This window comes from Pseudolactococcus laudensis (assembly GCF_013449735.1).
GTDB lineage: Bacteria > Bacillota > Bacilli > Lactobacillales > Streptococcaceae > Pseudolactococcus > Pseudolactococcus laudensis.
On sequence record NZ_JACBNY010000013.1, the window covers coordinates 25,781 to 41,135 of the forward strand.

Genomic DNA, 15,355 nt, shown 5'->3' on the forward strand with positions numbered 1-15,355 from the left:
ACTCTTTTACTAAACATGATGTAAATGCTTGATGAGTAGATGAGTAAAGGGGTATAGATGAAGAAATTATGTTTGAAACTAGCGATGATGGCGGTTGCCTTGACGATTATAACTGGCTGTAAAGAAAATGTATCCAGCAAAACCTCGAAAGTTGATAAAAATGCTGAGGTCACAATTTACTTGACGCGACACGGTAAAACGATGTTGAATACGACTGACCGCTCACAGGGATGGATTGATGCGCCGTTGACACCAGCTGGTGTTGAAATCGCAGAATATCTCGGTAAAGGTTTGAAAGCTGAAAAAGTGACCTTTGATGCCGTTTATTCGAGTGATAGTGGTCGTGCTGTTGAAACAGCCAACATTGCTCTTAAAAACAGTGGTCAAGAAGACTTACTGAAAAATTTAAAAACGGATAAACGGTTGCGCGAGGTTAATTTTGGTACCTATGAAGGGATGCCAAATGAAGAAATGTGGACGGCCATTGCTGAGAAACAAGGCAAGACACTCGATGCCTTTCAAGCAGGTATGGCTAAAGACGGGTTTGTTAATACGATTAAAGGTTTTGCTGACACATTGCATGAGCTAGACAAGTCTAAACTTGAGGAACTCGCTCAGAAAAATAAAGTTCCAGCAGCAGATGTCAGCTGGCAAGCAGAAGATTATCAAACAGTCATTGCGCGTTCGAAATCAGCGCTTGATGATATTGTCAAAGATGCGCAAAAAAATGGTCAGAAAAATATTCTTGTGACATCACACGGTATGACCATTGCAGCCTTGGTCTCATCACTTGATGAAAAAGCACCGGTTCCTGCTACAGGCCTTAAAAATGCAAGTGTTTCAAAAATCACTTATAAAGATGGTCAATACAAAGTAGCGACGGTCAATGACTTAACCTATGTCGAAAAAGGCAAATAACATGACAAGTAGATAGTACGCTTAGGCGTACTATTTGCACAAGTAGGTGTAAATAATCTATTAAATTAAATACAAGATAGGAGTAATATGACATTTCCAAAAGATTTTCTATGGGGCGGTGCCACGGCTGCCAATCAATTTGAAGGTGGGTACGACCAGGGCGGTAAAGGTCTGGCAGTTCCGGATTTAAAAACAGTCGGTGGTGTTAAACTTGCGCGTCGCTTTACACCAACAGTTGAACCAGGGGTTTATTATCCTAGCCACAAAGCGATTGATTTTTATCATCACTACAAAGAGGACATTAAACTTTTTGGTGAGATGAACTTTAATATCTTCCGCATGAGTATTTCATGGTCGCGTATTTTCCCTATGGGTGATGAGTTAGAACCCAATGAGGCAGGTTTAGCATTTTATGATGATGTCATTGATGAACTGATTAAAAATGGCATGACACCATTAATTACCCTATCACATTTTGAATTGCCAATGGGCATTGTAGAAAAATATAATGGCTTTTCAGATAGGCGCGTGATTGACCTATTTGTCCGCTATGCTGAAACCGTCATGACACGCTACAAATCCAAAGTTAAATACTGGATTACCTTTAATGAAATGAATTTTGGTGCCATGGACCATGGCGAGTTAACCGTTTTAGGCATGAATCCAAACGATGAAACGATCTATCCAAACGGTGCTAAAACTAACGAAAAAGTCCGTTTCCAAGCCTTACACAATGCTTTAGTTGCTAGTGCAAAAGTGGTAGAATTAGGCCATAACATTAATCCAGACTTCATGATTGGCTGTATGATTTGTCATATTACCAGCTATCCATTGACACCAAAACCAGAAGATGTCCTCAAGCGCAAAGAGTTTGACCTCTTATTTGCCAAGTTTGTCGGTGACGTGCAAACTCGTGGTGTTTATCCGGCTTACATGACAACTTACCTGAAAAACAAAGACATTTTCCCAGTTTTTGAGGCTGGCGATGCCGAAATTCTCAAAGCTGGCACAGTCGATATGTACACTTTTTCTTACTACATGACGATTTGTATCACGACAGATGAAAATGCCGATGAAACCGGCGGTAACCTCATGGGCGGCAAAGCTAACCCCTATCTCAAAGCAAGCGAGTGGGGCTGGCAAGTTGACCCAGTCGGTCTGGAATATACCTTGATTGACCTGCAAGACCGTTATAATATGCCACTGATGGTCGTAGAAAATGGTCTAGGCTTTGCAGATGAGTTGCAAGCGGACGGAACGATAGTGGATGATTACCGTATTGATTATATGCGTGACCATATCAAAGCCATGGATTCAGCCATTGAAAAAGGTGCTAATCTGATTGGTTACACGATGTGGGGGCCGATTGACCTTGTTTCAGCTGGCACAGGTGAGATGACCAAACGTTACGGTTTTATCTATGTTGATATGAATAATGACGGTAGCGGCAGCCTCAAACGCTATAAGAAAAAATCCTTCGATTGGTACAAAGAAGTGATTACAAGTAATGGGGAAAAACTTTAAAGTAGAAAAATCAGGCTAAAAAAATAATTTGATATTCAAATCTTGAAGGTTAAATAAGGGGGACAAGATGATATTTCCAAAAGGATTTTTATGGGGTGGCGCAACAGCTGCTAATCAGTTAGAAGGGGCATATAATGTAGACGGTAAAGGTCTTTCAGTTTCAGATGCGATGCCAGGAGGTAAAATTCGATGGGGCATCTTAAACTCAGAAGACTTTGATTGGTCTATTGATGAGACAAAATACACTTATCCCAATCACAAAGGCATTGACCATTATCATCGCTATAAAGAAGATATTGCCTTGTTTGCAGAAATGGGTTTTAAATGTTACCGTTTCTCGATTGCTTGGACACGCATTTTTCCACAAGGAGATGAGCTAGAGCCGAATGAAAAAGGTTTGATGTTTTATGATAATTTGATTGATGAATGTCTTAAATATGGCATTGAACCAGTTATCACGATTTCCCACTATGAGATGCCTTTACATCTCGCTAAAGAATATGGGGGTTGGAAAAATCGCAAACTAGTTGATTTTTATGAAAATTTTGCAAGCGTGGTCTTGACACGTTTTCATCAAAAAGTTAAGTATTGGATGACTTTCAATGAAATCAATAGTGCTTGTGAAATTCCAGCTTTATCTCAAGGAATGGTAGGTGCAACGGGCGGTTCTGACAAGCAAAATGTTTTCCAGGCTTGGCATCATCAATTTGTTGCAAGTTCACTTGCCGTTAAAATTGGGCATGAATTAAATCCCAACTTGAAAATTGGTTGCATGATTGTCTATGCAACAACTTATAGTTTTGATTCAAATCCGATTAACCAACTGGCAGCGATGCAGTATAATCAAGCCTTTAATTATTTTTGTACAGACGTGCAAGTTCGGGGTGAGTATCCAGCTTATACAGCACGCTTGTTTAAAGAAAATGGTGTCCAACCTCTTGAAATGGCAGAAGGTGATTTGGCATTACTCAAAGCATATCCTGTAGATTATATCGGCTTTAGCTATTATATGTCTGGCGTGCAAAATATTACATCAGAAGATAGCGAAACAGTTGAAGGTAATATTCTGGGTGGTGTTAAAAATCCATTTCTTGAGGCAAGTGATTGGGGCTGGCAAATTGACCCAATGGGCTTACGCCTTGCTTTGAATGAACTTTATGGTCGTTATCAAGTGCCACTTTTCATTGTTGAAAATGGTTTAGGTGCTTATGACACGGTTGAGGCAGATGGCACAATCAGTGATGATTATCGCATTGACTATTTAGCGAAACATATCACAGCGATGGCAAACGCGATTAAAGATGGTGTTGATTTGATGGGCTACACACCTTGGGGCTGTATTGATTTAGTCTCTGCCTCAACTGGTGAAATGGCGAAACGCTATGGCTTTATCTATGTTGAAAAACATGACGACGGTTCAGGTGACCTTTCAAGACGTCGGAAAAAATCATTTGATTGGTACAAAACAGTCATTGCGACAAATGGTGAGAAACTTTAATTCAGTTTCTCACTTAATAAAAGGAGGAAAGAAAACATGACTAAAATAGCTTTTTTTGATGTGGACGGCACATTGGTAGGAGACTCGAGCGTGCCAACACAAGCCACGATTGATACTGTTCATCGGTTTCAAGAGTTGGGCAACCTAGCATTTATCTGCACAGGACGCTCTAAACCAGAAATATTGCCAGATATTATGGCAATTGGCTTTGATGGGATTATTGGCGCTGGTGGTGGCTACATTTCCTACGTCGATGAAATCCTTCATCACCATACCATGCCAGAAAAAGCTGTTCGAGAAATTATCGATTTTTTCGATGCACACAAAATTGGTTATTATTTGGAGTCCAATAGCGGATTGTTTGGCAGCAAGTACTATAAAGATACCATTCAGGAAACGATTGAGGCGTATTGTCAGGGAGATGAAGAAAAAATAGCCCAGCTTACTACCGCGAATCAATGGTTTTATGACCTGATTGATAGTTTTGCTGCAAGCGAAATTGATTACGCTGATGTCAACAAAATTTCCTTTATTAATCGTGAAGTGGCCTATCAAGAAATCGCTGATAAATTTGGTCAACAGTTTGAAATGTTCCACATGACCGTACCATTTTTCGGCAAAGAAAGTGGTGAAATTGCGGTCAAAGGCAATGATAAGCAAACCGCAATTGAGCTTGTTCTTAACAAACTCAACATGACAAAAGCAGATACCATTTCAATTGGCGATGCCAATAACGACCTCGCCATGTTCCGCGCTTGCGGCTACAACATCGCCATGGGCAATGGCACAGACGAACTAAAAGCAGCAGCAAATGAAATCACAACAGACGTCGACCACGACGGCATTGCAGAAAGCTTTAAAAAGAATCATTATTTTGCCTAAAAGGTGTAAACGAGCGTTCAGCACCATTTGAAAATAGGCAAATACACGGTTCGACGCTTGCGTCGGTTCTGTATTTTATCTTTTTCACAAGGTGTTGCTCGTTATAAACCGGATTGCCTAAAAGGTGTAAGCGAGCGTTCAGCACCATTTGAAAATAGGAAAATACACGGTTCGACGCTCGCGTCGGTTCTGTATTTTATCTTTTTCATAAGGTGTTGCTCGTTATAAACCGGATTGCCTAAAAGGTGTAAACGAGCGCTCAGCACCATTTGAAAATAGGCATGCCTATGATAAACAATTAAAATAAATAATAAGGAGAAATAAAAAATGGGTTTTCCAAAAGGATTTTTATGGGGTGGCGCTACTGCCGCTAACCAATGTGAAGGTGGCTATGATGCAGATGGCCGTGGACTAGCTAATGTTGATGTCGTGCCACTCGGTAAGGACCGTTTTCCGATTATTACAGGGGAAATGAAACATTTAGCATTTGATGATGCGCATTTTTATCCAGCAAAAGAGGCGATTGATATGTATCATCATTTCAAAGAAGACATCAAATTGTTTGGCGAAATGGGTTTTAAAACTTACCGTTTATCAATCGCTTGGTCACGTATTTTTCCAAAGGGTGATGAAACTGAGCCAAATGAGGCGGGTCTTAAATTCTATGAAGATTTATTCAAAGAATGTCATAAATATGGGATTGAGCCATTAGTAACCATTACGCATTTTGATTGTCCGATTCATTTGATTACAGAATATGGTGGTTGGAAAAATCGCAAGCTCGTGGACTTCTACGAAAACTTGGTTCGTGTACTTTTCACACGTTACAAAGGCTTGGTTAAGTATTGGTTGACCTTTAATGAAATCAATATGATTCTTCATGCACCATTTATGGGGGCTGGCCTGACTTTTGAAGACGGTGAAGACAAAGACCTTGCTAAGTACACAGCAGCACACCATGAGTTGCTAGCCAGCGCTAAAGCGACGCAAATCGCCCACGAAATTGATCCTGAAAACAAGGTCGGCTGTATGATGGCAGGCGCGGTCTACTATCCGTATTCTTGCCGTCCGGGTGATGTCTGGGCAGCCTATGAAGATGCGCGTGACGAGTACTACTTGATTGACGTGCAGGCGCGTGGCGAATATCCGAACTACTTCTTGAAACGTTTGGCGCGTAAAGGCATCCAATTGCCGATTGAGGACGGCGATCTTGAATTCCTCAAAGCCAACACGGTCGACTTCGTATCCTTTAGTTACTACGCAACGCGCGTGTCTATCGGCGCTGATAATGATGAGGTCGAATTCACAGCATCCAACATTTTCGACTCTGTCAAAAATCCTTACCTCGAATCAAGCGAGTGGGGCTGGCAGATTGACCCTCTCGGATTCCGGACAACCTTGAATAGTCTTTATGACCGTTATCAAAAACCGCTTTTCGTGGTTGAAAATGGTCTAGGCGCAGTTGATGTGCCGGATGAAAATGGTTATGTGGCAGATGACTACCGCATTGACTATATGGCACAGCATGTGGATGCCATGCGTGATGCTATTGAGCTTGACGGTGTGGACGTGCTTGGCTATACGTCTTGGGGCTGTATTGATTTGGTGTCTGCGGGAACGGGTGAGATGAAAAAACGCTACGGTTTCATTTATGTCGACCGCGATAATGAAGGCAACGGCACGCTCAAACGGACGCCTAAGAAGTCTTTCAACTGGTACAAGCAAGTCATTGCAAGCAATGGTGCTGACACGAGTTGGGAAAAAGAATAAATCATATGGGCACCTCTAAAAACTGCTTTTGATAACTTTTGAGATAAATTTTTCTAGCGCTAGGCATTGCGACAAAGCATACTACTGTAAGGTGCGGAGCAATAACGACGCGATAGGTAAATTTAGCCAAAAGTGGCAAATCTGAGTTTTTAGAGGTGCTCATACAGCAGAAAAGTCGACCTCGGTTGGCTTTTTTGATGCAGTCAAAAGGGGGTGGGACAAAAGATCTCTAAAAAATAGGCTATGAACGATTTCCGTGTTAATCGAAAGTGGTCATAGTCTATTTTGTGCTGCTTTTTGAAAAATTGTCAAGCTACATGATGAATCACTAAAGAGAATACGAAAATGATAAAAAAGTGGAGGTTGCGTGGTTGAGCAATTCTTGAACTTATTTTTCGGTAATTTCCTACTTTTTCAGCAGCCTCAAGAAAAGAGCTGATTTTGTGTGAAATCGGTCATCTTTCTAGGAAAGATGTCGAAATTAGCAAGAAAAGAGCTGTTTTTGTGTGAAATTGGTCATCTTTCTGGGAAAGATGTCGAAATTAGCAAGGAAAGAGCTGTTTTTGTGTGAAATCGGTCATCTTTCTGGGAAAGATGTCGAAATTAGCAATAAAAGAGCTGTTTTTGTGTGAAATCGGTCATCTTTCTAGGAAAGATGTCGAAATTAGCAATAAAAGAGCTGTTTTTGTGTAAAATTGGTCATCTTTCTAGGAAAGATGTCGAAATTAGCAAGGAAAGAGCTGATTTTGTGTGAAATTGGTAAAATAATGAAACTGGACATTTCAAATTGAGTCGTTATCTCAAACCATTCAAAAAAATCGAGGTTAAATCATCGGTCATGCTAAAAAGTTTGTCTGGGGTATCGCTAAAGATTTTCATGCCTTCGTTGTAGATGCGGAAGATGCTTAGAATCGTTTCATCATTATAGCGTGGATTGATAAAGTTATCTGCACGCCCTTTTTTGACCAAGGCTAGAATGAGTTGGTCGGATTTATCTTGGGCAACTTGGTCATAAAAATTAGGGTCAGAGGCGTAGAGGGTCATGATATTTTGGTTGAGCGTGCCTGAATTTTTTTGCATCTCGGTCAACTCAAACTGGGTCAAGCGACGATAGGCAGCCTCGAAAGATAAATCTGACTGGACAATCGCCTCATACTGGTCATAAATCGTTTGAAAATGATCAAAAATGACTTTTTTAATCAAGGCTTGCTTAGTCTCATAATAATTAAAAATCGTGACTTTGGAAACGCCAGCAGTTTTTGAAATATCAGTCACAGCAATCTTTTTAATCGGCAAAGTACTGAGCAGGTCAAAAGTCACCTGCTCGATTTTCGCCATTTTATCTAATTTGTTTTTGGTATAGCCATTCATAGTTTTATCATAGAACTTTTGAACTCATTTGTCAATGAAAGTACAAAATCAGTTGACAATTAACAGTAAAAGCGTAAAATATGAACTATACAGCATAGGAGAGTTCAAAATGTCAGAAATTATTAAAATTGAAAATCTAAAGAAATCCTTTGGCAAGTTTCAGGCTCTGAAAGATGTTACCTTTACCGTTAATGCCGGTGAAGTCGTTGGTTTTCTTGGGCCTAATGGTGCAGGAAAGTCAACGACAATCAGAACCCTACTTGGTTTACTGAAAAGAGATGGCGGTACCGTCACAATTTTTAATCAAGATGTGTTCACCGCAGCTGATACTATTCACGAAAAAATCGCCTACGTCCCAGGTGAAACCAATGTCTGGGATAATATGCGAGGCGGCGATATTTTAGCTCTTTTTGCCAAACTTCGCAAAAATGTCAACCTTGATAAACAGGCTGAGCTCATCAAAGCCTTTCATTTTGATGTTAACAAAAAAGCCAAAGCCTATTCTAAAGGTAACAAGCAGAAAATCGCTCTGATTTCTGCGCTTGCGACCGAGGCAGACCTCTATATCTTTGATGAACCCACGAGCGGGCTTGACCCGCTCATGGAAAATGTCTTTCAAAATGAAGTCAAACGCTTGAAAAAAGCCGGTAAGGCGATTCTACTCTCCTCGCATATCTTATCAGAAGTTGAAAAACTGGCTGATACCATTGTCATCATTAAAAATGGCGAAATTATCGAGCGCGGCAGTTTGCAAGAGTTGAAGTCGATTACTCAGTCTAAAATGTCGGTGACAACAAAGTCTGAACTTACGGGCTTACGTGAGTTTTCAAGCGTGAGTCAACTTCAAATCTCTGGCAATACGGCGACGTTCCTACTTGATGATGCAGGAGTTGCAGCGGTCATGAGCTATCTAGCTACGCAAGAAATTATCAAAATCGCCACCCAAAAACCGACGCTTGATGAATTGTTCATGGATAAGTATGAAGGCGGTGAGCAGGCATGACAAATTTTGCGCTCATTTTCAGAAATTTAATCAAAAAAGACTGGAAAAAACTGAGTGTTACCCTGCTTGGTCTAGTCTATTTTGCTATTTTTTATGCGCCAATGATGACAAATATTTATAGCACCAAGACCGAACTCCTGGCAATATTTGAGACCTTGAAAAATCCAGCCATGATTGCCCTCGTTGGCCCAACCGAGGCGACGACACAAACCGTGACCCTCGCCAGTTTTTATTTTCAGGAAATGACCCTATTTACAGCGCTAATTTTTATCATCGTAGGCATTCTGCACGTCCTATCCAGAACGCGGGCAGAGGAAGAAGAAGGCCTGAGCGAACTCGTCCTCAGCTTTCCAGTCGGCAAATTGACACAGCCAGTCGCCGTCTTGTTAGAAATGACAGGCTTTTATCTGACAAGCGCCCTACTCATCACAGCAGGCTTAACCATTCTGACCCAAAAAATCGCAGGCTTTTCCCTTGCGACAAACGCAGTTTACGGCTTTTCCCTCGCCCTGAGCGGCCTACTCTTTTCAGCCTTAGCCTTGCTCGCAGCCCAACTCTTTGCCACAGCCAGCGCCGCCAGAAACGCAACATTCAGCCTAGTTTACGCCCTCTACATCGCCCGCGCCTTCACCGATTTATCCAACCACACACTGTCTCGCCTCAACCCCCTCGCCTGGGTTTATCTAAGCAGCCCTTCCGTTGGGAACCATTGGCTTTATCTGCTAGCAACGCTGCTTTTGGTAGGGTGTCTAAGCCTCATCACTCTGAATTTACAGACCCGTCGTGACATATCAGGTAGCATTTTCAGCGAGAAGGAAAAACCCCACCGCGCCAGTCGATTTTACAGCAGCACACTAGGATTCGTTGCCAAAAATGCGCAAGGCCAGCTGATGATTTGGGGGCTAGGTCTGCTGCTGATGGGCGCGACCTACGGCTCGATTTTTGGTGATATTGATAAGTTCGTCGAGACCAATGCGACGATTAAGGCCATGTTTGTCGAGAATCCCAAGTTTAATCTGGCGGCGCAGTTCATGGGCACGATTTTGATGATTCTCGTCGTTTTAGCCACCGTGACGGTTATCAGTTTGATTGGTCGCCTCGGCAAAGATGAACGCCTAGGTCGCTTGGACTTGCTGTTGCTGAAAACCTCGCGCACCAAGCTCCTTTGGTCGACTTGGTGCCTCGCCGTTTTAGTCGGCATTATCGTCGCAGAACTTGGTGGCATAGGCCTTTATCTGGCATCCGCCGCCGTCATGGCGCACCCAATCGCAGTCACCACCGTCATGAGCGCCACCACAGCCTACCTGCCCACCCTCCTCGTTTTCGCAAGCCTCACCACACTTCTCATCGCCGTCAACCGCAAACTCCTCGACCTAGCCTGGCTCTATCTCATCGCAAGCTTTATCGCTGACTACCTCGGCAGCCTTCTGAACCTCAGCAAAATCTACCACCAACTCACCCCCTTTTACTGGGTACCAAGGTTGCCAGTCGATCAGATGGACTGGCGCTATGTATGTGTCATGGGGATAATATCTCTGGCTTTGCTGGGGATGAGCAGCTTGATCTATCAAAAAAGAGATATTTAGAGTCTGAACGTGATAGATAAGAGACAAAAATACTATAATCGACGATAGATTATAGTATTTTTGTACTTTATGAAGGTGGGGTGTGTTACCGATTTCGCACAAAATCGTCACTTTTGTTACCAATTTCGCATTGTTTTGGCAAAAGAATACCGATTTCGCACAAAATCGTCACTTGTGTTACCAATTTCGCATTGTTTTGGCAAAAGAATACCGATTTCGCACAAAATCGTCACTTGTGTTACCAATTTCGCATTGTTTTGGCAAAAGAATGCCGATTTCGCACAAAATCGTTACTTTTGTTACCGATTTCGTATTGTTTTGGCAAAAGAATGCCGATTTCGCACAAAATCATCACTTTTGTTACCAATTTCGCATTTAAACATCATGTTTTCAGTTTGTATATCCGTAAAGAATGACTTCTCCTGACACATATTCCCCTAAATAAATATCTTTCAAGCTATTATACCCTTGAGAGGTTACTTGATATTCTAACCACTCAATATCGTTGTCAATTATTTCTAACACATCATAGTTTGGTTGTCCGTCGTTAATGAGAGGATATTTAATATTATCCTCGCCAAATTCGATTAGGGTCAGCTGACCATTTTGTTCTAAAATCGCACGTTTTACTTTTTTGATTTCATAGATACCATTTGCTCTTAGTTTCATCATTAAGTCGCTGGCAGAAATACCGTTTTTCAAACACTCATCAACAATCACTTTGCCGTTATGTATTAAAGTTAACGGTTTGCCGTCAATGACTAATTTTATATAGCGATTATGCTCTTTTAAAAATTTTAAAACGAGTACTAGGAGAGTCCAAATAATTAAGACCAAAACAAACTGTAAGACAGTGATTGAACTAGTATAGATAACACCACCAATAATGCCACCTAAAACATAATTTTGAACTTGGTCCATTGCTGATGAAGGCGCTAAATTTCCTTTTCCCATAATGTTGATTTGGGCAATTAAGCATATAATACCTAAAGCTAATTTAATGATGATAGGGCTGTAAATCTGCATGACATCTCCTTTATTTATTTATGATATTGACTTTGTTGTCAAAGATATAAGCATCCGTTAAAGTATATGATTTTTGGTCAGGGTTTATCGTAACTTTGTAATACTTATCATCTATCAGAACAATAATACCGTCACTATACTGAGTTGAATTAACGTAAATATTATTGATGCTAGTCTCCTTTGATTGCGCTAAGGATTGCATAAATAAAACCATTTGAGATGATTGAGATTGTCTTGATTGATACATCTTGTAATTAGAGTATTGAATCCCTAGCGAAAACATCAATAGTAGCAAGACAATAAGACTCAACTCCCTATATTTTGTTTTCATACGATGTTTAAGCGCCAACCCAAAAACGAATAATAAAATAATCAATAACCCAAAAATGAGAATATACCAGATATAGTCTATTAAGCCTGAGTGTTCCTTCAAAAATTCTATGCCAAAAAAGTCCATGGTTTCCTCTTTCTTAATTTGTGTTCATAAGAAAAGATTATATCACAAAATACAGAATTTTTTAGAAATGAGGCTCTAAAGGCGCACAAGTTGCAAGAATACCTACAAGCCATATTCCTGAGTTCTATTGACTTGCCTTACCGTAATGTATTAGAATAAGAACATGATACAAGCCTATTTCAACATATTCGCGATATTCGCCATGATGTTTGTCGGGTATTTCCTATCCTACAAAAAATGGTTCGACCGCCATACAGCTGACACTTTCTCAAAAATGGTACTCGGACTCGCCCTACCATTCGAAATGTTCATCACCATTACGCAAAAATTCTCGCGCACCGAATTCCTCCAACTCATCGGCGGCATCATCGTGCCAATTTTGTCCATGGTACTAGCCTATTTTGCCTCGAAAGTGCTAGCGCAACTTTTAAACGTTGACACACAGCGCCGAGGGACTTTTTCGACCATGTTTACCTGCAGTAATACCATATTTATTGGTCTGCCGATTAACATGGCTATTTTTGGTAGTCGCGCAGTACCTTATGTCCTCATCTACTATATCGCTAACACAACCTTTTTCTGGACCTGGGGAGTCTATAAGATTTCCCAAGATTCCCAAACTTTTGTAGGACTCGATGATATCCCCCAAAAATTTGGTGTCATGGACGGTCTTAAAAAAGTACTCAATCCAGCCATGCTAGGCTTTATCGTAGGGATTTGCTGGCTATTGACAGGGGTGAAAGTACCTCTCGCCCTCGTCAATTTCTCAACTTACATCGGTAGTCTAACCACCCCTCTATCCATGTTTATCATCGGCATCACTGTCTATTTCCTTGGGCTACGGACGCTCAAGTTAAACAAGGCCATTGTCGGCGTGTTAATGGGGCGGTTTATCATCTCGCCTTTGATTATCATCTTGATAACGCGCGTGATTACGATTCCGGATATCATGGTCAAGGTTTTTTTCATTCAGTCGTCTATGCCGATTCAGAATTCGGTGCCGATTTTGGCTCGGATGTACCATGCGGATGTTGAGTTTTCGACGGCGACGCTGGGCTATACCGTGCTGTCCTATCTGGCTGTTGTGCCGGTTTTGCTCGCTGTCATGCAGCTGATTTAAGTGTTAACTAGTTATCAAAAAAAACGCCTGAAATGTCGATGTGACATCTCGGGCGTTTTTGATTTATAGTTTGTCATTCACGAATCGAACGAAGTGGTTCCACATCACCTTGACGGCATTGCTGCGCGGGACAGCCTTGGTTGCGGTCAGGTAGAAGGTGTTACCGTCAGAGCCTGGCAGGTAGCCGAGCTTATCCTTGATTTGAAAGCTCACTTTTACCAGTTTCTGGTTTTTCTCGATTGCTGCAGTGACTGGTGCGTCTTGCTTTTTGTCGAAAGTAATTGTCGTTTTTGTATCGTTGTCGACCATTGGCACGACAGCTGAGAAGTCGTCGTTTGGCAGGACTTTGACGCTGTTTTGCTTGCCGTCAATTACTGTCATCTTAGTCGGTGCATCGGGATTTTCCATTTTGATGCCTTTAGTCGCGATAGTTTTGGCTTGCCAGTTGCCGTAGACTTCGTTCATCAGTCCACCGGTAGCGGTAAAGCGCGCATAGTCGTCGGTTTCGGCATTGTCTGCATGAAGGATAACCGTGATGATTCGGAAGTTATTCTGCACGGTTGTGCCGACAAAACAAGCTCCAGCAAACTCAGTCGTACCAGTCTTTAAACCGTCCACGCCATTACGAACAGCGGGCAGTCCTTGGAGCATATAGTTATAAGTCGCAAGCGTCTGCTCAGACGCACCGCCTTTATCAAAAGTCGCGATGGTCTGCTTGGTCACATCCAAAACTTCTGGAAAATCACGAATCAAATGCTGAGAAATAATCGCCAAATCTTTAGCAGACAGCATATTCTCATCCGTCTCAGATGAGCCGGGATAGATGTTCTTGCCTAGCACGCTATTATTCAGCCCAGACGCATTTACGAGCTTGCCGTCTGTAATGCCCCAATAAGCCAGCTGCGTTTTCATCATATCCACAAACTTAGGCTCAGAACCACCAATCTTTTCAGCAAGCGTAATCGCCGCCGAGTTCGCCGATTGAATCATCGCCGCATTAAACAAATCACGAATCGAAAACGCCTCAGTTGGGTCCTTAACCGCGATATTAGACGCCTGCGGATCCTGTGTTAAGGCATAGGCGTACTCACTCATCTCGACCTTATCATCCCAATGCAGCGTCCCTTTCTTAATTGCATCTAGGGTCATGTAGGCAGTGATTAATTTCGTCGTAGAGGCGATGCCAAGAGGTTCGTCAGCATTCTTAGCATAGAGGATTTTACCACTGTCCGGATCAATTGCAATAGCAGCCTTTGCAGGGGCGTCATAGGGATCATCAGCCATAACCTGCAAGGGTTGTATCACAGGTAAAAGCAAGACCAGTCCTAGCATCACACGCGATACAACCTGTTTTATTTTCTTCGTCATTGTCATATTCTTCATAAGTCAAATTATATCAAAATTTCAAATATTCTCAACTCTGTTAGAGAAAAGTAAAGCCTTTGAGCATGAACGAGGGCCAAATACACCAAAAGTTTATATTTTAGGGTTTACATCAGTTTTTGTGTGATATTGGACATCTTTCTGGGAAAGATGACGAAAATGGTAAACAATGTGCATTTTTTGTGTCTATTTGGTAATCTTTCTGGGAAAGATGACGAAAATGGTAAACAATGTACATTTTTTGTGTGATATTGGACATCTTTCTGGGAAAGATGACGAAAATGGTGCACAATGTACATTTTTCGTGTGAATTTGGACATCTTTCTGGGAAAGATGACGAAAATGGTGAGTAAACGTTTAAGACGGTAACATTCTTAATTCTCAAATACCAGAGTAATTGAAATAGTTAGTAGACAAGTTAATTATCATGATAATTTTCATCAAAATCATGTACTTTTTTCTGATGATGTGCTATCATTAAGGTATAAAAAAGAACGTGCGCTAACACGTTCCCTGTAGACCCGTTTAAGACGGTAGCAAAGTTTTAAATTAAATTATAATTGTCCCCTTGCTAAAGAAAAGACAATTATTTTTTTTTGTCATTATTAAGCAACTTAACAATTAAGCCAATTAAACCAATGGTAAACATACCAAAGCCTAAAATAACTTGAATTGTCTCATACGCTGACAAATAGGCATCCCCTTTCTATAGATTTTGATGTTTACTTTCATAAGCATCACCACCTTTCAAAGATAGCCACCGTCTTAACTTTTCTACTAGTTTATTATAACATAATAATGTCGTAAAACACGTGTT

The 15,355-nt window shown here is 41.3% G+C and carries 13 protein-coding genes; 8 read left to right on the forward strand and 5 right to left on the reverse strand.

The window, feature by feature from the left end; genetic code table 11:
- The first annotated feature begins 57 nt into the window (after window positions 1-57).
- The 5 genes from HZR21_RS07745 (at window position 58) to HZR21_RS07765 (ending at window position 6,592) form a co-directional block, all read left to right on the forward strand.
- Window positions 58-918 (forward strand): histidine phosphatase family protein, encoded by an 861-nt coding sequence (locus tag HZR21_RS07745; RefSeq protein ID WP_180747154.1) that lies wholly within the window; start codon window positions 58-60, stop codon window positions 916-918.
- An 87-nt stretch (window positions 919-1,005) separates the two neighbouring features.
- Window positions 1,006-2,442: a glycoside hydrolase family 1 protein gene (locus tag HZR21_RS07750; RefSeq protein WP_180747155.1), complete on the forward strand. Its 1,437-nt coding sequence runs from the start codon at window positions 1,006-1,008 to the stop codon at window positions 2,440-2,442.
- A 67-nt stretch (window positions 2,443-2,509) separates the two neighbouring features.
- Window positions 2,510-3,940 (forward strand): glycoside hydrolase family 1 protein, encoded by a 1,431-nt coding sequence (locus HZR21_RS07755; RefSeq protein WP_180747156.1) that lies wholly within the window; start codon window positions 2,510-2,512, stop codon window positions 3,938-3,940.
- A gap of 36 nt (window positions 3,941-3,976) precedes the next feature.
- The gene (locus HZR21_RS07760) at window positions 3,977-4,822 is read left to right on the forward strand and encodes a Cof-type HAD-IIB family hydrolase (RefSeq protein ID WP_180747157.1); all 846 of its coding nucleotides are present in this window, start codon (window positions 3,977-3,979) and stop codon (window positions 4,820-4,822) included.
- A 327-nt stretch (window positions 4,823-5,149) separates the two neighbouring features.
- Complete coding sequence (locus tag HZR21_RS07765) at window positions 5,150-6,592, forward strand: 6-phospho-beta-glucosidase (protein ID WP_180747158.1); 1,443 nt, start codon at window positions 5,150-5,152, stop codon at window positions 6,590-6,592.
- A gap of 795 nt (window positions 6,593-7,387) precedes the next feature.
- On the opposite strand, the gene HZR21_RS07770 is transcribed toward HZR21_RS07765, so the two are convergent.
- The gene (locus HZR21_RS07770) at window positions 7,388-7,963 is read right to left on the reverse strand and encodes a TetR/AcrR family transcriptional regulator (protein WP_180747159.1); all 576 of its coding nucleotides are present in this window, start codon (window positions 7,961-7,963) and stop codon (window positions 7,388-7,390) included.
- A gap of 109 nt (window positions 7,964-8,072) precedes the next feature.
- Between HZR21_RS07770 and HZR21_RS07775 the strand changes: the two genes are divergently transcribed.
- Window positions 8,073-8,966 (forward strand): ABC transporter ATP-binding protein, encoded by an 894-nt coding sequence (locus HZR21_RS07775; protein ID WP_180747160.1) that lies wholly within the window; start codon window positions 8,073-8,075, stop codon window positions 8,964-8,966.
- Window positions 8,963-10,552 (forward strand): ABC transporter permease, encoded by a 1,590-nt coding sequence (locus HZR21_RS07780; RefSeq protein ID WP_180747161.1) that lies wholly within the window; start codon window positions 8,963-8,965, stop codon window positions 10,550-10,552. The genes HZR21_RS07775 and HZR21_RS07780 overlap by 4 nt, the downstream gene beginning before the upstream one ends.
- A gap of 390 nt (window positions 10,553-10,942) precedes the next feature.
- Here the strand turns inward: HZR21_RS07780 and HZR21_RS07785 are convergent, their stop codons facing one another.
- A complete protein-coding gene (locus tag HZR21_RS07785) occupies window positions 10,943-11,578 on the reverse strand; it encodes a DUF421 domain-containing protein (RefSeq protein WP_180747162.1) in 636 nt (211 codons plus the stop codon).
- A gap of 10 nt (window positions 11,579-11,588) precedes the next feature.
- Complete coding sequence (locus HZR21_RS07790; protein WP_040525706.1) at window positions 11,589-12,035, reverse strand: DUF3290 family protein; 447 nt, start codon at window positions 12,033-12,035, stop codon at window positions 11,589-11,591.
- 163 nt (window positions 12,036-12,198) lie between these two features.
- Here HZR21_RS07790 and HZR21_RS07795 point away from each other — a divergent pair, with 163 nt between their 5' ends.
- On the forward strand, window positions 12,199-13,155 hold the full coding sequence (locus HZR21_RS07795) for an AEC family transporter (protein WP_180747163.1): 957 nt from the start codon (window positions 12,199-12,201) through the stop codon (window positions 13,153-13,155).
- Window positions 13,156-13,218: 63 nt separating this feature from the next.
- On the opposite strand, the gene pbp3 is transcribed toward HZR21_RS07795, so the two are convergent.
- Window positions 13,219-14,538: a D-alanyl-D-alanine carboxypeptidase PBP3 gene (pbp3, locus tag HZR21_RS07800; protein WP_246307834.1), complete on the reverse strand. Its 1,320-nt coding sequence runs from the start codon at window positions 14,536-14,538 to the stop codon at window positions 13,219-13,221.
- Window positions 14,539-15,124: 586 nt separating this feature from the next.
- Window positions 15,125-15,229, reverse strand: a complete 105-nt coding sequence (locus tag HZR21_RS07805) for a putative holin-like toxin (protein ID WP_180747164.1) — start codon at window positions 15,227-15,229, stop codon at window positions 15,125-15,127.
- Window positions 15,230-15,355: the final 126 nt, after the last annotated feature.